This is a genomic window from Gluconacetobacter tumulicola (assembly GCF_014174215.1).
GTDB lineage: Bacteria > Pseudomonadota > Alphaproteobacteria > Acetobacterales > Acetobacteraceae > Gluconacetobacter > Gluconacetobacter tumulicola.
Genome location: NZ_JABEQL010000005.1, coordinates 206,593 through 224,603, shown reverse-complemented (window position 1 = coordinate 224,603; position 18,011 = coordinate 206,593). Strand labels below are relative to the sequence as shown.

Annotated in this window: 17 protein-coding genes and 1 pseudogene; 8 read left to right on the top strand and 10 right to left on the bottom strand. The window is 67.1% G+C overall.

The genetic code is table 11. From position 1 onward, the window contains the following. Positions 1 to 13 precede the first annotated feature (13 nt). The gene (locus HLH29_RS06015; RefSeq protein WP_182965040.1) at positions 14 to 226 is read right to left on the bottom strand and encodes a hypothetical protein; all 213 of its coding nucleotides are present in this window, start codon (positions 224 to 226) and stop codon (positions 14 to 16) included. 330 nt (positions 227 to 556) lie between these two features. On the opposite strand from HLH29_RS06015, the gene HLH29_RS06010 reads away from it, so the two are divergent. After that, a complete protein-coding gene (locus HLH29_RS06010) occupies positions 557 to 3,262 on the top strand; it encodes a TonB-dependent receptor plug domain-containing protein (protein WP_338030183.1) in 2,706 nt (901 codons plus the stop codon). Positions 3,263 to 3,528: 266 nt separating this feature from the next. Beyond that, a complete protein-coding gene (gene dacB, locus HLH29_RS06005) occupies positions 3,529 to 5,073 on the top strand; it encodes a D-alanyl-D-alanine carboxypeptidase/D-alanyl-D-alanine endopeptidase (protein WP_182965038.1) in 1,545 nt (514 codons plus the stop codon). 4 nt (positions 5,074 to 5,077) lie between these two features. Here dacB and HLH29_RS06000 read toward each other — a convergent pair whose 3' ends face one another. Continuing rightward, on the bottom strand, positions 5,078 to 7,120 hold the full coding sequence (locus HLH29_RS06000) for an NAD(+) synthase (protein WP_182965037.1): 2,043 nt from the start codon (positions 7,118 to 7,120) through the stop codon (positions 5,078 to 5,080). Positions 7,121 to 7,335: 215 nt separating this feature from the next. Here HLH29_RS06000 and HLH29_RS05995 point away from each other — a divergent pair, with 215 nt between their 5' ends. Continuing rightward, a complete protein-coding gene (locus HLH29_RS05995) occupies positions 7,336 to 7,512 on the top strand; it encodes a DUF1328 domain-containing protein (protein ID WP_182965036.1) in 177 nt (58 codons plus the stop codon). Here HLH29_RS05995 and HLH29_RS05990 read toward each other — a convergent pair. From HLH29_RS05990 to HLH29_RS05960, 7 genes are all read right to left on the bottom strand, one after another. Continuing rightward, a complete protein-coding gene (locus tag HLH29_RS05990) occupies positions 7,466 to 7,957 on the bottom strand; it encodes a disulfide bond formation protein B (RefSeq protein ID WP_182965035.1) in 492 nt (163 codons plus the stop codon). The two genes, HLH29_RS05995 and HLH29_RS05990, sit on opposite strands and share 47 nt — an antisense overlap. A 17-nt stretch (positions 7,958 to 7,974) precedes the next feature. Beyond that, positions 7,975 to 9,339: an alpha,alpha-trehalose-phosphate synthase (UDP-forming) gene (locus HLH29_RS05985; RefSeq protein WP_182965034.1), complete on the bottom strand. Its 1,365-nt coding sequence runs from the start codon at positions 9,337 to 9,339 to the stop codon at positions 7,975 to 7,977. Further along, positions 9,327 to 10,085, bottom strand: a complete 759-nt coding sequence (gene otsB, locus HLH29_RS05980) for a trehalose-phosphatase (protein WP_182965033.1) — start codon at positions 10,083 to 10,085, stop codon at positions 9,327 to 9,329. The genes HLH29_RS05985 and otsB overlap by 13 nt, the downstream gene beginning before the upstream one ends. An 82-nt stretch (positions 10,086 to 10,167) precedes the next feature. Further along, positions 10,168 to 11,076: a DUF2155 domain-containing protein gene (locus HLH29_RS05975; RefSeq protein ID WP_338030182.1), complete on the bottom strand. Its 909-nt coding sequence runs from the start codon at positions 11,074 to 11,076 to the stop codon at positions 10,168 to 10,170. Continuing rightward, the gene (locus HLH29_RS05970; protein WP_182965032.1) at positions 11,073 to 11,297 is read right to left on the bottom strand and encodes a hypothetical protein; all 225 of its coding nucleotides are present in this window, start codon (positions 11,295 to 11,297) and stop codon (positions 11,073 to 11,075) included. The genes HLH29_RS05975 and HLH29_RS05970 overlap by 4 nt, the downstream gene beginning before the upstream one ends. Further along, complete coding sequence (gene mlaD, locus HLH29_RS05965) at positions 11,294 to 11,860, bottom strand: outer membrane lipid asymmetry maintenance protein MlaD (protein ID WP_182965031.1); 567 nt, start codon at positions 11,858 to 11,860, stop codon at positions 11,294 to 11,296. Before mlaD ends, HLH29_RS05970 begins: the two co-directional genes overlap by 4 nt. Positions 11,861 to 11,918: 58 nt before the next feature. Beyond that, positions 11,919 to 12,287 carry an NADH-ubiquinone oxidoreductase subunit NDUFA12 family protein gene (locus tag HLH29_RS05960; RefSeq protein ID WP_182965030.1) on the bottom strand — a complete coding sequence of 123 codons (369 nt, stop codon included), beginning with the start codon at positions 12,285 to 12,287 and terminating at the stop codon, positions 11,919 to 11,921. A 187-nt stretch (positions 12,288 to 12,474) separates the two neighbouring features. Here HLH29_RS05960 and HLH29_RS05955 point away from each other — a divergent pair, with 187 nt between their 5' ends. From HLH29_RS05955 to HLH29_RS05935, 5 genes and pseudogenes are all read left to right on the top strand, one after another. Continuing rightward, the gene (locus tag HLH29_RS05955; RefSeq protein WP_220791386.1) at positions 12,475 to 14,046 is read left to right on the top strand and encodes a TSCPD domain-containing protein; all 1,572 of its coding nucleotides are present in this window, start codon (positions 12,475 to 12,477) and stop codon (positions 14,044 to 14,046) included. A 49-nt stretch (positions 14,047 to 14,095) separates the two neighbouring features. Next, positions 14,096 to 14,560, top strand: a complete 465-nt coding sequence (locus HLH29_RS05950; protein WP_182965028.1) for a RidA family protein — start codon at positions 14,096 to 14,098, stop codon at positions 14,558 to 14,560. A 16-nt stretch (positions 14,561 to 14,576) separates the two neighbouring features. Continuing rightward, positions 14,577 to 15,734, top strand: coding sequence for a GNAT family N-acetyltransferase (locus tag HLH29_RS05945; protein WP_182965027.1), 1,158 nt, complete (start codon positions 14,577 to 14,579; stop codon positions 15,732 to 15,734). A 203-nt stretch (positions 15,735 to 15,937) separates the two neighbouring features. Further along, positions 15,938 to 16,105, top strand: a complete 168-nt coding sequence (locus HLH29_RS05940; protein WP_182965026.1) for a hypothetical protein — start codon at positions 15,938 to 15,940, stop codon at positions 16,103 to 16,105. 204 nt (positions 16,106 to 16,309) lie between these two features. After that, a pseudogene (locus HLH29_RS05935) lies at positions 16,310 to 16,525 on the top strand (AGE family epimerase/isomerase); the annotation flags it as partial. 38 nt (positions 16,526 to 16,563) lie between these two features. Here HLH29_RS05935 and HLH29_RS05930 read toward each other — a convergent pair. Then, positions 16,564 to 17,784: an NADP-dependent isocitrate dehydrogenase gene (locus HLH29_RS05930; protein WP_182965025.1), complete on the bottom strand. Its 1,221-nt coding sequence runs from the start codon at positions 17,782 to 17,784 to the stop codon at positions 16,564 to 16,566. Positions 17,785 to 18,011: the final 227 nt, after the last annotated feature.

Genomic DNA, 18,011 nt, shown 5'->3' with positions numbered 1-18,011 from the left:
CCCTGATCGTGCATCATGGTAAGCCGTTCAGAAGGATGATGAGGGCCATGAGGATGGCCAGCATCACCATGACCCGGCGATACAAGGCCAGTCCGCGTGCAAGGTCGGCCGCCTGCGGCTCCGGCGCGGTGCCGTTGAGCCACGGCTCGTCGGCCACGCGATCGGCATAAGTGCGCGGCCCGGCGGGCGCGGCCCCTTCGGGCCGCTCTCGCTCGCCAGCCCGCATTTTCGGTCAGGCCCTTAACCCAGGGTTATTGAGTGCGTGTAATTTCGATATCGACATAATTCATCCCCGAATTTACATTTGATGTGAAATCACAATGAAATGGTACGCGGTCGCTGTGCGCGTGTGGGAGATATTTTTATGATCGTCACTCGACGTCTACGTAAATTATCACTTCTCGTCGGAGCAGCCGTTATTTCCCTCAACACGGCCTCTGCCGCGCCCGTGTCAGATACGGAGAACAAAGACACCAGGACCAGGAAAAGCGGAAACGCGAATCCTTCATCCAAAGCGCCCATATCGGGAAAATCGGCGAACGATGAAGTGATCACAGTGACCGGAAGCCGGATTGCCAACGCGCATGCCAAGACTCCGACACCCGTCAGCACCCTGACGCTGAGCGACATCCTGAACCAGTCGCCGACCAACAATCTCGCGGATCTCGTCAACGAGCTTCCCCAGTTCGCGGGCAGCACGACGCCGCAGAATTCCCGCCTGGCGCTCAGTGGCGGGACGGCGGGCATCAATGCCCTCAACCTGCGCAACCTCGGCGCGGTCCGTTCGCTCGTGCTGCTCGACGGCCGGCGTACCGCACCGTCCGCCATCACGGGCATCGTCGATATCAACACGCTTCCGCAACAGCTCGTGAAACGGGTGGACGTCGTGACGGGCGGCGCATCCGCGCAATATGGCTCGGACGCCGTCGCGGGCGTGACCAACTTCGTACTCGACAAGACCTATACCGGCCTGAAGGTCAATGCCGATTCGGGCGTCTCGACCTACGGCGACGGCACCAACTACTCGACCTCGGTCGCGGGTGGCTTCGGCTTCGCCCACGACAAGGGGCATGTGCTGCTGAGCGGCGACTATGCCCGCCAGGACGGCATCTACAGCGTGACCCGCTCATGGAACGAGAACAACAACCGGATCATGGCCAACCCCGCCTATGCGGCAGGCAACGGCCAGCCCTACTATATCGTGCGGGGCCCTGCCGGAACCAACAATGCCCTGCCGGGCGGCATCATCAACGCGTCGGTCGGGCCGGTCGCCAATTCGCTGAGGGGACTCTATTTCGGACAGGGCGGCAGCGTTAACCACTATCATTACGGCTCGTACTCGACGTCCACTACGTCGCTCGGCGGCGATTATGCCCTGGCGGACAATGGCCGCAACATCGGCCTGTCCCCCGGCAGCGACCGGAAGAACCTCTACGGCCGCGTCAGCTACGATGTGGCCCCGTGGATGACATTGTATGCCGAAGGCGCCTACAACGAAAGCGAGTATGTCTATAACGCCGGCCCGCAATATCTCACCACCGTCAAGCTGAAGGGCGACAATGCCTATCTGAGGGACGCGCTGGGTCCGAACGCGCTCCAGGGGGTCTCGTCCGCGACATTGGGCACGACGGCCCATGACATGCCCTATCGCAGGACCGACAACAGGCGGAACGTGCAGCGCTACACGTTCGGGGGCGAAGGCAATTTCACCATGTTCGGCAAGCGCGCATCCTGGAGCGCCTACGCCCAGTACAGCGCCACACGCACGCACGAACAGATCTACAACGTCATGAACACGTCCAGGATCGCGAACGCGACCGATGCCGTCCGTGCACCCGCGGGCAATGCGGCGGGCATACCGGCCGGCACGGTCGTATGCCGTTCGACGCTGACCAGTCCGGCCAATGGCTGCTCGCCGATCGACTGGCTGGGCACCGGCGTGATGTCGGCATCGTCCATCGACTATGCGCTGGGAAATCCCTGGCGCGATGAAAAATTCGAGGAAATCGTTTCAGGCGTAAACCTGTCCATGACGCCCTTCGCCACCTGGGCCGGCGATGTGAACGTCGCCGTGGGCGGCGAATACAGGAACGAAAGAGTATCCGGCTACGTGCCGACGCAATATCAGTCGGGCTGGTCGGTCGGCAACTTCCTGCCGACCTTCGGCGGCTACGATGTCAAGGAAGCCTATCTCGAAACGAACGTTCCTTTCGCCAGGGGACTTTCCTTCAACGGCGCGGTGCGCGGCACCGACTACTCCACGTCCGGCTACGTCACGACATGGAAAATCGGCGCCGTCTGGCAGCCCGTCCCGGATATCCTGTTCCGTGCCACCCGATCGCGTGACATCCGCGCCCCGAACATCAACGAGCTGTACCAGGCCGGAACGTCGCGCACGACCTCCGTTCTGGACCCCTGGACCGGAAACACCGACACCGTCCTGGAAACGACGACGGGCAATAGCCAGCTCAAGCCTGAAAAAGCCGATACCACGGTGGTCGGTTCGGTCATTACGCCGCGCTTCGCGCCCGGTCTTTCCATCTCGGTAGACTGGTTCCATACCAGGCTGAAAAACGCCATTCAGCAGTTCTACTCGCAGGATATCATCGATCAGTGCTACCAGGGCAATCAGAGCTTCTGCTCCGCTTTCCGCCCGGACCCCTCGGGACAGCGCGACCTGCTCTTCAGTGCCAGCCCCTTCAACTTCAGCCAGATCACGACCAGCGGCATCGACATCGATGCGACATACCAGTTCCCGGTCCGTCGTATCTTCCACAAGGCGGACGGACTCTTCACGCTGCACGGTCAGGCCAGCAACTATCTCAGCTATGTCGCCGATTCCGGCCTCAGCCCCGCTATCGATACGGCGGGTGACATCACCTCCGGGCCGCCGAAATGGATCTATCGTTTCTCGGCTTCCTACGACACGTCCCGCTTCAACGTGACCGCCGTCGCCCGCGGAATCAGCGCCGGCAACTATTCGAACAGCTACGTGCAATGCACCACCAGTTGCCCCGCCTACAACGCCTACTTCCCCACGATCGACTACAATCATGTCAAGGGCACCTTCTATTTCGACATGAACTTCACCTACAAGCTCAAATACAATAATTTCGGAAACATGCAGGTCTTCCTGAATGTCACCAACCTGGCCAATGCGGGTCCGGTCATCGTGCCCGAAAGCGGCCTCGCCGCCGACAGCACCTACAGCAGCCTCCTCGGACGGACCTTCCGCGGCGGCATTCGCTTCGAACTCCAGTAAGACCAGGGGCTACAGGACAGGGGCTGCGGGACCGATCGGTATCGCTGGCCGGCAGCCTGCATCAGCCTCGCCGCCGGCCGACGCGATTCGCGGAACCGGCCATCCCGGGCGTGCCACCGGCCAGCCGGCAGGCAGGGCACGCCCATATCGGCCTGTCATCGGTTCATGCCCTGGCCGGCATATTTCCTGTTTCGTACATTTCCGGATTCGTCGCTGCCCTCATCGAGGCGGCTGAATGTCCAGCCTTCGGGCCGAGAAAGGACACCATGACCCGCGCTCCCGGATATACCCGTCACAGGCCCGGACATGCGGCATCGCCTTACCGCCCGGCAGCATTGCGGCTCTGCCTGCCGCTGCTCCTCTCTGCCTGTACGCTTTCCTCGCCCGGTCTCCCGCCTCCGGGCGACACACCTGTCCTCGCCAGGCAGGTTCACGCCATTCTCGATACGCCCGCGCTCGGCGGCACACGTTGGGGACTGCTCGTCACCGACATGGACGGGAAGGAAATCCTGGCCATCGATCCCGACCAGCGGTTCATCCCGGCGTCCAACACCAAGCTGTTCACGACGGCGGCCGCCCTCGCATCCCTGCCGGGCCTGTCCGATCCCGACCGCGCGGGAGGTGCCGCGGTGCGGCTGGTGCCCCATGAAGGCGGCGCTTCGGACGTCGCACTGATCGGCGCGGGCGACGCAAGCCTGTCCGACCGGCCCGATTGCCAGACCGATTGCCTGTCGCGTCTCGCCGATGCCACGGCCGCAACGGGCATCCGGCGCGTCCATGACGTCATGGGGGACGACAGACTCTTCCCTGACGAACGCTGGGGGCCCGGATGGAGCTGGAACACCCTGCAAACCCGTTCGGGCGCGGCGGTCTCCGCGCTCACGCTCGACGACAATGTCGCCGCGCTGTCCGTGACGCCCGGCTCCGCCGCGGGTTCTCCGCCATCCGCCACCTGGAAGGACGGAGAAACCTATCTGAAGCTCGACAACCAGGCCGTCACCGTCGGGCAGGGCAAGACCGACCTTCGGATCGAGCGCCAGCCCGGCGCGCGCTGGGTACGGCTTTATGGCACCATCGCAGCCGGGGCACCGCCGGAAATCCTCGGCATCGGCATCGAGGACCCCGCCGATTTCGCGGCATGGCATTTCCGCCGCCTGCTGGAGGCGCGCGGAATCGCGGTGGAGGGCGGTAGCGGAGCGTGGCATCGCCCGCTCACCCTCGGCGACGACGCCAATGCCCCACCGCCTTCCCCCCTTCCGCCCGCGCCCGTACTCGCCCGCCTGACCCCGCCGCCGCTGGCGGACGATATCCGTCATCTTCTCAAGGTCAGCCAGAATCTCCACGCGGAAATATTGTTGCGACGTCTCGCGCTTGCACACGGAACAGGATCGACCGCGCAGGGCATCGCACGGCGCGACGCCATTCTCGCCACCGCCGGCGTTCCCCGCTCCGGCTTCTCTCTTGCCGATGGCTCGGGCATGTCGACATACAACCGCGTGACGCCCCGCGCCGTGGCGGGCCTGCTCCGCTGGGCGAACCGGCAGCCATGGGGGCCGGCATGGCGCCAGGACCTTCCGGTCGCGGGCGAAGACGGCACGCTGGCGAAACGCTTCGCGGGCACGGCACTGGCGGACAGGCTCTTCGCCAAGACCGGCACGCTCAACGCCACACACGCGCTGTCCGGCTACATGACGGCCGCCAGCGGGCGGATGCTGATCGTCTCCTTCTTCGCCAACGACGTACCGCCGGATGTCGGCCGGTCCACGGCGGCGATGGACAAGGCGCTCCTGGCCGTGGCGACGGCGGAATGAGGGATCAGGCCCGGGGAACGTTGCGCTCCAGTTCCTCCAGCCACAGAAGCGCAGTGCCGTCCGAGGGCGCGCGCCAGTCGCCGCGCGGCGACAATGCGCCGCCGGCCACCACCTTCGGCCCATTGGGCATCGCCGAACGCTTGAACTGACTGAAGCCGAAGAAACGGCTCAGGAACACCGACAGCCAGTGCCGGATGGCAGGCAGGTCATAGGCCACGCGCCGGTCGGCCGGGAATCCCGGCGGCCATGAGCCCGCCGCCAGGTCGCGCCAGGCGATTTCCGCCATATAGGCAATGCGCGACGGCCGGAAACCATGGCGCAGCACATGGTACAGCGTGAAATCCTGCAACGCGTAGGGCCCGATCTTCTCCTCGGTGCTCTGCAACGCCTGGTCGGAACCCGCCGGGATCAGCTCGGGCGAGATCTCGGTTGCCAGAATCGCCTCCAGCACCCGCGCCGCGTCATCCTCAACCCGGCGCGAGGCGACAACCCAGCGGATCAGATGCTGGATCAGCGTCTTGGGCAGGCCGGCATTGACGTTGTAGTGCGACATCTGGTCGCCGACGCCGTAGGTACACCACCCCAGCGCCAGCTCCGACAGATCCCCGGTACCGATCACGATCCCGCCATGCTGGTTGGCCAGCCGGAACAGGAAATCGGTCCGCAACCCGGCCTGCACATTCTCGAACGTCACGTCATATTGCGGCACGCCGCTGGCAAAAGGGTGCCCCATCTGTTCCAGCATCATCCGCGCGGTCGGACGGATATCCAGCTCGGCCGCCGCGACCCCCAGCGCCCGCATCAGCGCCATGGCGTTGGACTGCGTGCCGGGGCTGGTACCGAAGCCGGGCATGGTATAGGCCAGTACCGCATCGCGCCCCAGGCACAGCTCGTCGGCGGCCCGGATCGCCACCAGCAGCGCCTGGGTGGAATCCAGCCCCCCCGACACGCCGATCACCATGCGCCGCGCCCCGGTGGCCAGCAGGCGCTGCTTCAGGGCCGAAACCTGGATCGTCCAGGCTTCGAAACAATCCTGCTCCAGCCGCGCAGGATCGCTGGGCACGAACGGAAAACGCTCGATCCGCCGCAACAGCCCCAGATCGCCCGGCGGCGGCGCCAGCGCAAAGCCGATCCGGCGCCACGCCGCATCCCCCCGCGCCCTCCGGCAATCGGCAAACGTCCCCATGCGGCTGCGTTCCTGCCGCAACAGGTCCAGATCGACATCCGCCACCGCGCGATGCGGCCCCTGCGGAAAACGAACCGTTTCCGCCAGCAGCGCCCCGTTTTCATAGATCGACACCTGCCCGTCCCAGGCCAGATCGGTGGTCGATTCCCCTTCCCCCGCCGCCGCATAGACATAGGCACACAGCGCGCGCATCGATTGCGAGCGGCAGAGCAGGTCGCGCTGCTCGGCCTTGCCCACCGTGATGTCGCTGGCCGACAGGTTGGCGATCACGGTGGCACCCGCCAGGGCCGCCTCCGTGCTGGGGGGCACCGGCACCCATACGTCCTCGCAGATCTCGACGGCGATCACCAGGCCGGGCAGGTCCTCGGCTTCGAACAGCAGGTCGGTACCGAACGGCGCCGTCTGCCCCGCGACATGGATCGTCTGGCCGCGCAGGCCGGCCCCGGCGACGAAATGCCGGGCTTCGTAGAATTCGCGGTAATTCGGCAGGTAGCTCTTGGGCACCACGCCCAGGATGGTCCCGCGATGCAGCACCACCGCGCAATTGTACAGCGCATCGCCATGCCGCAGGGGCGCGCCGGCCACCACCACCGGCATCAGCCCCACCGTCGCCTCCGCCAGGCTCGCCAGCGCACGCCCCACCGCGTCGAGCAGCACGTCCTGCTGGCGCAGATCGTCGATCGCATAGCCCGACACGCCCAGTTCGGGAAAGACCGCCAGCGCCACGCCCTGCTCATGGCACGCGCGCACCATGTCGGTCATGCGCGCGACATTGGCCGCCGGGTCCGCCAGCGCCACCGGCAGGGTGCATCCCGCCACCCGCGCGAAACCCTGACGATAGAGAGAGCGGAAATCCGGCACGATATGTCACCCGCCTGCTGGAAGCCCTGCCCGAAACATGGAGCAGGGAACGTTGAATCACCCCATCGGGCACGCATGGCCGCAGGCCATCACAACCGCGCCATAACAGGTCGTAGCGCATGAATCCGCCACGCAAAACGCAACCCTGACGACAGCCAGCTATTGAAGCCCTGACGGACCCTACGGTCCAGACACATGAATCGGAGGATATCCCGATGGACCTCTTACGCTGGACGCTGATCTTTCTCGTCCTGGCCCTGCTGTCGGCGGCCCTCGGCTTCGGCGGGTTCGCAGCCGATTTTGCCTATATCGGCAAGATCCTGTTCTTCATCTTCCTCGTGCTGTTCATCGTCGGCCTGATCTTCGGCCGCGGGCGAGGCAGTACGCTATGACCGCCAGCACACAGGCCGCATACAGCCCGTCCATCCCGGCCATGGACACCGGCAGCGCACCGACCAGATAGGTCGGCGCGTCGCAGGGCTTCGCCGGGCGCAGGGGCATGGCGGCCAGGCGCTCGGCAAAGGTGCCGGGATGAAAGACCGGGGCCTGGCATTCCGGCAGCGGGCTGGGCCACCAGCCCTGCTCCACCCCGACATGAACGGCCGACAGGCCACAGGCCGCCAGCATGACCGGAATGCCCAGCCACAGCAGGCCCCGCGCCACCCGCCCGCGCGACAGGGCGGCAAACAGGCCCAGAACCGCCAGCACGCGCCAGGGCCAGCGTTCCCACAGGCACAATCCGCACGGCACCTCGCCCAACCCATGCTCGACCCAGGCGGCAATCCCCAGGGCCGCCAGCCCGGCAACCATCAGCATCGCACCGGGGGCCCATCCCATCCCCCCGTCCCGGCGCCTCATGGCGTGCCGGCCAGGGGCGCCCCGACCGGCGCCGCCGCGTCCAGCGCCTGCAGGAAATCCCGCGCCCAGCAGCCCGCCGTGGTCCGGCGCACATCCTCATCCAGGCGGGTCCAGCGCCGCTGGCGTTCCTCCAGCCCCATGGTCAGCGCCTGGTGCAGCGCATCGGCGATCTCGTCGGCGTCATAAGGATTGACCAGCACCGCCTCATCCATCTCCGGCGCCGCACCCGCGAAATGCGACAGAACCAGCACACCGGGGTCGGCCGCATCCTGTGCCGCGACATATTCCTTCGCCACCAGGTTCATCCCGTCGCGCAGCGGCGTGATCAGCGCCACATCGGCCATGCGATAGAACCCGGCCAGGATGTCCCGCGCGACCGGTCGCGTCAGGTAACGGATCGGCGTCCAGTCGAATTCGGCATAGGCGCCGTTGATCCGCCCCGTCAGCTCGTCGAGCTGGCGACGGAGCTGGCGATATTCCTCCACATCGCCGCGCGACACCGGGGCAACCTGAAGAAACGAAACGCGGCCCCGATGTTCGGGATAGCGGGCCATGAACGCCTCATACCCCCGAAAGCGCTCGGGCAGGCCCTTGGAATAATCCAGCCGGTCCACCCCCAGGATCAGCGCCGTCCCGCGCAGGCTGGCGCGCAGACGCTCGGCCTCGTCGCGCCTGACCCCGGCCTCGGCCTGTTCGCGGAACTCGTGCGGATCGATCCCGATCGGAAAGGCCCGCGCCCGCTCGGCCAGCCCGTTCTGGCGGAAGGCGTGGTTCAGATTGTCCGCATCCTCTTCGGTCTGCACCCCGATCAGGTCGTAGGCCTGCATGTCTTCCAGCAGCAGGCGTGCACCCGGCATGGAGCGCACCAGGCTCCAGGGCGGGACGGGAATATGCAGGAAGAACCCGATCCGCCCCGCGACACCCAGGTCGCGCAGCGCCTGGCCCAGCGGGAACAGGTGATAATCATGGACCCAGATCACGTCGTCCGGCTGCAGCAGCGCGCGCAGGCTGCGCGCGAACATGGCATTGACCTCCAGATAGGTCTGCCAGTCGCGCCGCGAATAGCTCATCAGCCCGACACGGTAATGGAACAGCGGCCACAGGATGCCATTCGAGAAATTCTGGTAGAATCCCTCATGCTGGCGCGCCGTCAGGTCGATCGTGGCATAGGTCACGCCATCGACCTCATCCATCCCCGTGACGGGATCGCCCGCGAACTCGGACTGGTTGCCCGACCAGCCGAACCACAGCGACGACCCGCCGCGCAGCGCATCCTTCAGTCCCACGGTCAGACCACCCGCCGGCTGAAGACGCTCGCGCGGCGAAGGTACCCGGTTGGATACGATGATCAGACGCCCCATGAGTCCTTCCCTCCCGCCGCCAGCGTGGCCAGCCATGCCCGGAAGGCCGCAGGGTCGGGGAAATCCCGCGGGATGCGGAACCCGGCCCCGCCCAGCGCCTCGGCCGCGCGTATCCCGTCCTCGTCCGTCACGTCATCGCCGACAAAGATCGGATGCCGCCCCGCGAAGGGCGGCGACTGCATCAGCGCCGCCACCGCATGGCCCTTGTCCACGCCGTGGGGGCGGATTTCCCACGCCATCTTGGCCATCTGGACATGAAAGCGCCCATGGGTCGACGCCACCCACGATTCCGCGACCTCGCGCAGAAGATCCGCAACCTCGGGCGCCGCCCGGTAATGCAGGACGAAACCCGCCGGCTTGCGCTCGATCCGCACGCCGGGATGCTGCGCGGCCAGGGTCTCGGCGGCCGGCAGCCAGGTCGGCGGCAGGGGCGGCTGTTCGGTCCGCACGATCGGGCCACCCGGACGATGTCGCACGGCCAGGCCATGCTCGCCCGCCACGGCAAAGGGCACATCGCCGAGAAAATGGTCGATCTGGTCCACCGCACGGCCCGAAATCACCGCCAGCGCATCGCCGCACTTCGCCCGCAGCCGCCGCAGCACGTCAGGCAGGCCGGGGGCAACGACCACCGACTCCGGGGTCGGCGCGATATCCACCAGCGTGCCGTCGAAATCCAGCAGCAGGGCCGCCTCGGCAGGGGGCGGCATGAACCGGCCGGCCGGGCCGGCATAATCCGTCGGGCTCATGGGCATTCTGGACTCCTTGGGACCGAAGGCTCGTCATTCATCCCGAACCGACACCGGCGGGACAAGTTGCCTCCCGCCCCCGTCAGGGGGGCAGGAGGGATTGCGGCTGACCCGGCTGGGCCTGCGACGCCGGGGCCGCGCTCGACGCGGGCGTCGGCCGGGCCGGTGCCGCCGTGCCGGTCGCAAAAGGCACCGGCGGGGGCAGCGGCAGCGGCCGGCCCGCCGGCGGCGCGGCGCCACCGGATGGCTGGGGAACGGCGGCCGGCACGGATGCGGACTCGTCGGGCGGCGACAGGGCAAGCGGCGCCCCGCCGAGATGCGCAACGGGCGCGGCGGGTGCCGGAGCCGGCGTGACGGCGGGCTGGACGGCCGAGGAGGCGGCCGGAACCGTCACGATCCGCGTCCCTGGTGCCGGGGCGCCCGATGCCGGCGCACCGGGTGCCGGCGTGTCCGCCCCCTGCGTGCCCGGCACCGGCTGATCGGCCGGCGGAGCCATGGCCGCCGCCAGGGCTGCCAGGGGCGGTGGCACGGGGGCCACCGCGTCGCCCGCGCAGCCAATGAGGCGCACGGCATAGACCGGGTCCTGGAAGACACCCAGGAACGGTTCCCCCGCCAGCATCCACCCGCTGAACCCGGGCCCGTCCTGCCGCGTATCGCGCACCGCCAGCCAGCCCGCCGCGTCCGGGGTCAGCGTCGCCGGCCGGTCGCGGCAGGCGCCGACGTGAATCGTCAGCGCCCTGAACGTCGCATCCTGCCCCACCGGAATGGCCAGCACCTGCACGCGGGAATCCAGCGTATCCAGCACCCGCACGGTCGCCACCGTGCGTCCCTGCCAGGTGTCGGCGGGATAGATCGCGGGCGGCGGCACGATTTCCTGCGCCCCGGCAGGGATGCTGCCCCATCCCAGCGCCAGCACGGCGGCCAGGGTCGCGTGGAAAGGCACCGCCCGGCACGATACCGGGCGGAACAGGCGCCAGTCGCAGCGCCTCACGATCTCGGGCTTCGCAGCGCGGCCGCGACCTCCATGATCAGATGCCGCATGCCATCCTCGTCGACACCGATCAGCACCGCGTCCTCGAACGTGTCACGCATGACCTCGCAAAGTTCGGCATAATTTTCAGTCAGCACCCTGATCTTGTCCTGGCACGAAACCGGGCTGCCGTCGGACTGGCGCCAGACGGCAGGCGGCGGCGGAAGAGCGCCATCGCTCATGGCAGGTCGCTCCCCCCGGTGTGACCTCCCGGCGCGGGTACGGCCCCCTGCGGCGCGGCGCCCGGGTTCGCACGCGGCTGGTTGGCCTTGGTCATCGTGTCGGTCACCGAGAAGATGAAGCGGCTGAGCAGCTGCTCCAGGCTGATCGCCCCCTGGGTCTCGGCAATCCCCCCCCCTGGCCGCAGCATGGACTCGCTGGCCCCCGGCGACAGGGCGACATACTTGCCGCCCAGCAGGCTGTCGCTGGTGATGATGGCGGCACTGTCGGTCGGCAACTGGACGTCCGGACGCACGGTAAAGGTCACCTGCGCCTTGTAATCGGACGGATTGACCCGCTCGTCGACCACCTGCCCCACCGTGACCCCGGCCAGCCGGACATCGGACCCGACCGACAACCCGTCGATATGGGCAAAGGCGGCATGCAACCGGTAGCCGGTCTCATGCCGGCGCCCCTTATCGACCACGGCAAGCGCCAAAAGGCCGCCCAGCAGCACAAGAACACCGCACCCGGCGGCGAGCTCAGCCGAATTCCGGCTCATCCGGCCTGCAACCGCACTGACCATTCTGACTCTGTTCCCCAATTCACGGCGACGCGAACCTTAACAGGTTCCGTCCGCCGTTTCACCCTTCGGGAACCCAGGCCTCGTAATCGCTGGTCGAGGAGGCACGGCGACCGCCGCGATAGTCGCTTCCCGGCGGATGATAGGCATCGACCGTCCCGGTCCGGTTGCCCGGATAGGGGATCTGCCACGGCTGGCGCGCACTCTCCGGCAGGGGCGCCTCATCGACATGATGCAGCCATCCCCACCATTCGGGCGGCACGACCGACGCGTCCTCGCCCTTGTGATAGATGACCCAGCGCTCATGCCGCGTCAGGCCACCGCCGGTACGATTCGCGGTACGCGCCTCGTAATAGCACCGGCCATCGGCATCCTTGCCGACCAGCCGACCCTTGAACCTGGTGTAGATGCGGGTGCCGAGATTTGCCATGTCCCGAGGATAACCCTCTTTCCGGCGGGTGGTCCACCCGGTGGCCAGGGACTCGGCCGTTCACAACTCCGGGATCGGGAAACCACCAACTTATCCCCCATATCCACAATATACAGTGGTCTGTATAGTCCAGGACCCACCATATACGGCTTCCGCCCCGTCCCGAAGCGGGCCTAGAGTGAACGCCATGACAGCCCGAAGCCACTGGAACGGCGTGCGCATGCGTACCACGCAGGCCGCCGCGGACCCGGACGACGCCCTCCGCGCCGTCACCCTGCCCGTCGACTGGGACGACGAGGCAGCGGCGGCCCTGGCACGCCTGGCACCCGGCCGTGGCGCGGCACGCCTGGCGACCGAAGCCGCGCGCTGGGTGGACGATCTGGCCGTCGACTCCCTGGCCACGCAGGCCCGGTCGCTGTCCTGCCTTCTCATGCTGCGCCAGGCGGCCCCGACCGAATCCCTCTGGACCGGCCAGCACGACCGGCGGCCCGGCTTCGTCGTCAATCTGGCGGCCTTCGTGCAGCCGGGCAGCGGCTTCCTGGCCGAGGATTTCGTGGCCGCGCTGCGCCTGCTCTGCCTGGTCCTGCGCGACGTGGCGGAACGCAAGGCGTCGCTACGCAATGGCGAACTGCCCTTCCCCGACCTGGCGCCGCCCCCGGCGCCGCGCGGACGCAAGGCCAGGACCGCCCCCGAACCCCAGCCGGCCGGCCCCGCGCCGGTGGCCGGCGACCTGCTGATGACCAATCTCGATGCCTGCCTGGCGGCGCTGGGGCTGGATTATGACAGCGACGCCGGCCGCGACGTGGCCTGCAGCCTGGCATCGCTGGCAACCTCGGTCGCCCATGCGGGGTGCGGGGCCGACACCCTGCTGCTGCCCCCCGCGCGCAGCACCGTCCCCGGCCTCGCGGAAACCGCCCGCGCCGTCTGGCGCGACGCGGCGGTCGAGACCGACACCCCCCTGCCCCGGATCGAGACCGGCTTTTCCGCCCCCGGCCCGATCGACGCCCTGCTGGGGGTCGAGGCCTGCGGCCTCGCGCCCATCTTCTCGCCGCTCCGCCCCGATGGCCGACTGGCCGCCAGCACCCTGTCGCGCCTGACCGCGCGGGGCCTGACGCCCGAGGCCGCCTTCGCCGCCGCCCTGGCGGGGGAAAGCGTGCTGCCCCTGCCGGATATCGAGGCCCACAAGGCAATGCATCGCGCGCTGGCAGGCTTCGTCGACCGCATGCCGGCCCGGCCGGACCCGACGGCCATCCCCACCCTGCGCGCCCGGCTGGCCCTCGATCGCGGGGTGCGGCGGCATCTGCCCGCCCGTCACGGCGGCTTCACGCAGAAGGCCAGCGTCGGCGGCCACCGCCTGTTCCTGCGCACCGGCGAATATGAGGACGGGTCGCTGGGCGAGGTCACGATCACCCCGGCGCGCGAGGGGCCGATGACGCGCGGCCTGCTGGACGCGCTGGGCCAGGCCGTCAGCATCGGCCTGCAATATGGCGCCCCGCTGGACGAATATGTGGATGCCTTCGCCTATACCCGTTTCGGCCCCGCCGGCACGGTCGAGGGCGATCCGGTCGCCTCCTACGCGACCTCGATGCTGGATTACGCGTTCCGGGCCTTGTCGGATGCCTATCTGGGCCACAGACTGCCCGACGCGCCGCATCAGGACGAGCTGACCGACATCCCGGCGCCGATGCTGCCGCTGGATTTCCCCGAAACGAAGGGGGACAATACCACCCGGCGCGGCAGACTGCGCCTGGTCGGCTGAATGGCCGTTTGAAAAGCCGCCCGCCCGTTTCGGACAAGGAGCCCCGTTCATGACCGACACACCCGAAACCCGCCTGGACCGGCACGGCATCATCCTGCCCGTGCCCCCCGCCCCCGTCGCCACCTATGTCGCCACCGTGCTCAGCGGGTCGCTGCTGGTCGTCTCCGGCCAGTTGCCGCTGGCCGACGGCAAGCTGTTCGCCACCGGCAAGCTCGGCGCCGACGTCGCGGTCGAGGTCGGGGTCGAAGCCGCCCGCTACGCCATGATCAACGTGATCGCCCAGGTCCGCGCCGCGGTGGGCGACCTGTCGCGGGTACGCCGCGTCGTCCGCCTGGGCGGCTTCATCGCCTGCGTGCCCGATTTCACCCAGCATGCCACGGTGATGAACGGCGCCTCGGACCTCGCGGTCGCGATCTTCGGCGATGCCGGCCTGCACGCACGCTCGACCATCGGCGTGCCGTCCCTGCCGCTCGATGCCGCCGTCGAGGTCGAAGGCCTGTTCGAGATCGCCTGACCCGGGCGGCGCGGACATGACCGCCCTGACCCTGAGCCTGCATCCCGCCATCGCCGACATCCCGGCGACGGAATGGGATGCCTGCGCCGGCCCCGACAATCCATTCGTCAGCCACGCCTTTCTCTCGGCACTGGAAGACAGCGGATCGACCGGCCCGCGCACCGGCTGGCTGCCGCAGTACGCCGCCATCCGCGACGCCGCCGGCCGCCTGCTGGCGGCGGCGCCGATGTATGCCAAATCGCATTCCTACGGCGAATATGTCTTCGACCAGACCTGGGCGCGCGCGTTCGAGCAGGCCGGCGGCGATTATTATCCCAAATTGCAGGTCGCGGTACCGTTCTCGCCGGTGCCGGGCCCCCGGCTGCTGGTGCGTCCCGACGCAGCGGACAGTGCGGGCCTGCGTCAGGCCCTGGCCGGCGCCCTGCGCCAGGCCGCCACCGAACTGGGCGTCTCCTCGGTCCATGTCACCTTCTGCACCGAGGACGAATACACGCTGCTGGGCGAGGCCGGCTGGCTGCAACGGCTCGGGGTCCAGTTCCACTGGGACAATGGCGGCTATGCCAGCTTCGACGATTTCCTGGCCACGCTCGCCTCGCGCAAGCGCAAGGTCCTGAAGCGCGAACGGCGGGACGCCAATCAGTGCGGCCTGACATTCCGCGCCGTGCAGGGCCGCGCGATCACCCCCGATCTCTGGGCGCATTTCTACCGGTTCTATACCGCAACCGTCGATCGCAAATGGGGCAGCGCCTATCTCACGCCCGAATTCTTCCCCCTGCTGTCGGAACGGCTGGGCGACCGCGTGGTGCTGATGCTGGCCGAACGCGACGGCACGCCGGTCGCGGGCGCGCTGAACCTGATGGGCACGGACACGCTCTACGGCCGCAACTGGGGCTGCGACGGCGACTACCCGTTCCTGCATTTCGAGCTGTGCTATTACCGCGCCATCGATTTCGCCATCGCCCACGGCCTCCGCCGGGTCGAAGCCGGCGCCCAGGGCCAGCACAAGATCCAGCGCGGCTACCGCCCCACCCCCACCTATTCGGCCCACTGGATCGCCCACCCCGGCCTGCGTCGCGCGGTAGCCGATTTCGTGGTCCACGAACGCGAGGCCATGCTGCACGAAATGGCGGAACTGGATGCGCAGTCGCCCTATCGCGCAGCGGGTGAGGACTGAGCATTTCTTCTTTTTCTGAAGAAAAAGAAGCAAAAAGACTTTGATCCGTTCAGGGCCCTCGTGTGCCCACAGTATAAAACTCCTGACCGGATCAGAATTTTTACGGATCTTCGCCGAATCTGCCCTCAACCGCAAATTCCCTTGACCTCGCGCGGTTCGGCTCGCCCTTTACCTTCAAGAGCCAACTACGAAAGGAGGAATGCATGTTTTTGTTCGGGATTGGTGCGCTCATCTCTGCGGTTCTGTTTGGTCTGTGGCTGTGGGTCGACAACCAGGCAGCGACCGAGGAAAGCCCCAAAGGCAGCCGCGATGCCAAAGAAGCCGATGCCGAGTTCGAGCGGACGATGAAGGACATTGAGGAAGGAAAATAGGTGGCGCGTCGTGGCGCCGCCAAATTCCTATCTGCGTTTACGATTTGCGGGATTGAATGGTGCCCGGGGGCCGCTCCTGGCGACCTCGTCCCCTTCGACACTGCCGGCAATGCACCACTGATCGCAGAGATGCCCCATCGCCATTTTCAAAATGGCTGAACCTGCCGCGCAATCAGGAATTTTTCTGGCTCTTCCCTTCAAGAAGAACGCCGGTACCGCACGATCTGGGACTATATCGACCTGCACATGATCGACCGCGGACAGGGCGGCTGGCTCCAGGAACTGGACCGGAACAACCGCCCTTCGGCCGTGGTCTATGCAGGCAAGGCCGATCTCCACCACGCCTGGCAGGCAACGCTGACGCCGCTCCTGCCCCTGGCGCCGAGCTTCGCGACAGCAGTCGCCATACTCGATCAATAAGAAAGCGGCCGGGCCCGAAAGCCCGGCCGCCTTATGCATCAACCGGCCGCAATCGCCTTGCGCAGGTTGGTGTCCAGCACCGCCAGGAAGTCCTGGGTCGTCAGCCACTTCGCGTCCGGCCCGATCAGCAGGGCCAGGTCCTTGGTCATCTGGCCCGCCTCGACCGTCTCGACGCAGACGCGTTCCAGCGTCTCGGCGAAATGGGTCACGTCGGGCGTGTTGTCGAACCGGCCGCGATAGGCCAGGCCGCGCGTCCAGGCGAAGATCGAGGCGATCGGGTTGGTGCTGGTCGGCCGGCCCTTCTGGTGCTCGCGATAATGGCGCGTCACCGTGCCATGCGCGGCCTCGGATTCCACCACGTCGCCGGTCGGGTTCAGCAGGACGGAGGTCATCAGCCCCAGGCTGCCGAAGCCCTGCGCCACGATGTCGCTCTCCACATCGCCGTCATAGTTCTTGCACGCCCAGACATAGCCGCCGCTCCATTTCAGGGCCGAGGCCACCATGTCGTCGATCAGGCGATGCTCGTAGGTCAGGCCCAGCGTCTCGAAATCGGCCTTGAACTCGGCGTCGTAGATCTCCTGGAACACGTCCTTGAACATGCCGTCATAGGCCTTCAGGATCGTGTTCTTGGTCGACAGGTAGACCGGCAGCTTGCGGTCGCGGCCATAGGTCAGCGACGCGCGGGCAAAGCCCTCGATCGAGGCGCGGGTATTGTGCATGCCCAGCGCGACGCCGGGGCCCTTGAAATCATGCACGTCCAGCGTGACCGGCGCGCTGCCGTCGGCCGGCGTATAGGTCAGGGTGACCTTGCCGGGGCCGGGGATCTTGGTCTCGGTGGCGCGATAGATGTCGCCATAGGCATGGCGGCCGATGACGATCGGCTGCGTCCAGTGCGGCACCAGGCGCGGCACGTTGGAGCAGATGATCGGCTCGCGGAAGATCGTGCCGTCGAGGATGTTGCGGATCGTGCCGTTGGGCGAGCGCCACATCTTCTTCAGCCCGAACTCGGTCACGCGGGCCTCGTCGGGGGTGATCGTCGCGCACTTCACGCCGACCCGGTATGTCTTGATCGCCTCGGCGGCCTCGACGGTCACCTGGTCGTCGGTGGCGTCGCGGTGCTCGATTCCCAGATCGTAATATTTCAGGTCGATATCGAGATACGGGAGAATCAGCTTCTCCTTGATGAAGCTCCAGATGATCCGCGTCATCTCATCGCCGTCGAGTTCGACGACCGGTTCCTTCACCTTGATCTTGGCCATACGGCTTTTCCTCTTGGTTCTTCCTGCCTACGGGGGCGAAACACGTCATTGGGCCCGGAGGAACCTGGCGGTCCCGGCCTGTCCCCGGCCTGTCCCCGCCCTGTCCTGGCCGCGCGATGCGCAGGCCGCGAAATCCGGGCCCAATGTCATACCGGCCCGCACGGAGGCTGCCTAGCAGTCCTCGCAACTCTGTTATGACGATCGCGGCATTCTACTTGAGAATGATT

Excerpts from the sequence above, each read along its gene's own strand:
- HLH29_RS05950 (WP_182965028.1), top strand. The coding sequence starts at position 14,096 with ATGACCGACACACCCGAAACCCGCCTGGACCGGCACGGCATCATCCTG.
- HLH29_RS05970 (WP_182965032.1), bottom strand. The coding sequence starts at position 11,297 with ATGAGCGATGGCGCTCTTCCGCCGCCGCCTGCCGTCTGGCGCCAGTCC.
- otsB (WP_182965033.1), bottom strand. The coding sequence starts at position 10,085 with ATGAGCCCGACGGATTATGCCGGCCCGGCCGGCCGGTTCATGCCGCCC.
- HLH29_RS05955 (WP_220791386.1), top strand. The coding sequence starts at position 12,475 with ATGACAGCCCGAAGCCACTGGAACGGCGTGCGCATGCGTACCACGCAG.
- HLH29_RS05960 (WP_182965030.1), bottom strand. The coding sequence starts at position 12,287 with ATGGCAAATCTCGGCACCCGCATCTACACCAGGTTCAAGGGTCGGCTG.
- HLH29_RS05990 (WP_182965035.1), bottom strand. The coding sequence starts at position 7,957 with ATGGGATGGGCCCCCGGTGCGATGCTGATGGTTGCCGGGCTGGCGGCC.
- HLH29_RS05940 (WP_182965026.1), top strand. The coding sequence starts at position 15,938 with ATGTTTTTGTTCGGGATTGGTGCGCTCATCTCTGCGGTTCTGTTTGGT.
- HLH29_RS05985 (WP_182965034.1), bottom strand. The coding sequence starts at position 9,339 with ATGGGGCGTCTGATCATCGTATCCAACCGGGTACCTTCGCCGCGCGAG.
- HLH29_RS05995 (WP_182965036.1), top strand. The coding sequence starts at position 7,336 with ATGGACCTCTTACGCTGGACGCTGATCTTTCTCGTCCTGGCCCTGCTG.
- HLH29_RS05945 (WP_182965027.1), top strand. The coding sequence starts at position 14,577 with ATGACCGCCCTGACCCTGAGCCTGCATCCCGCCATCGCCGACATCCCG.
- dacB (WP_182965038.1), top strand. The coding sequence starts at position 3,529 with ATGACCCGCGCTCCCGGATATACCCGTCACAGGCCCGGACATGCGGCA.
- HLH29_RS05930 (WP_182965025.1), bottom strand. The coding sequence starts at position 17,784 with ATGGCCAAGATCAAGGTGAAGGAACCGGTCGTCGAACTCGACGGCGAT.
- HLH29_RS06015 (WP_182965040.1), bottom strand. The coding sequence starts at position 226 with ATGCGGGCTGGCGAGCGAGAGCGGCCCGAAGGGGCCGCGCCCGCCGGG.
- mlaD (WP_182965031.1), bottom strand. The coding sequence starts at position 11,860 with ATGGTCAGTGCGGTTGCAGGCCGGATGAGCCGGAATTCGGCTGAGCTC.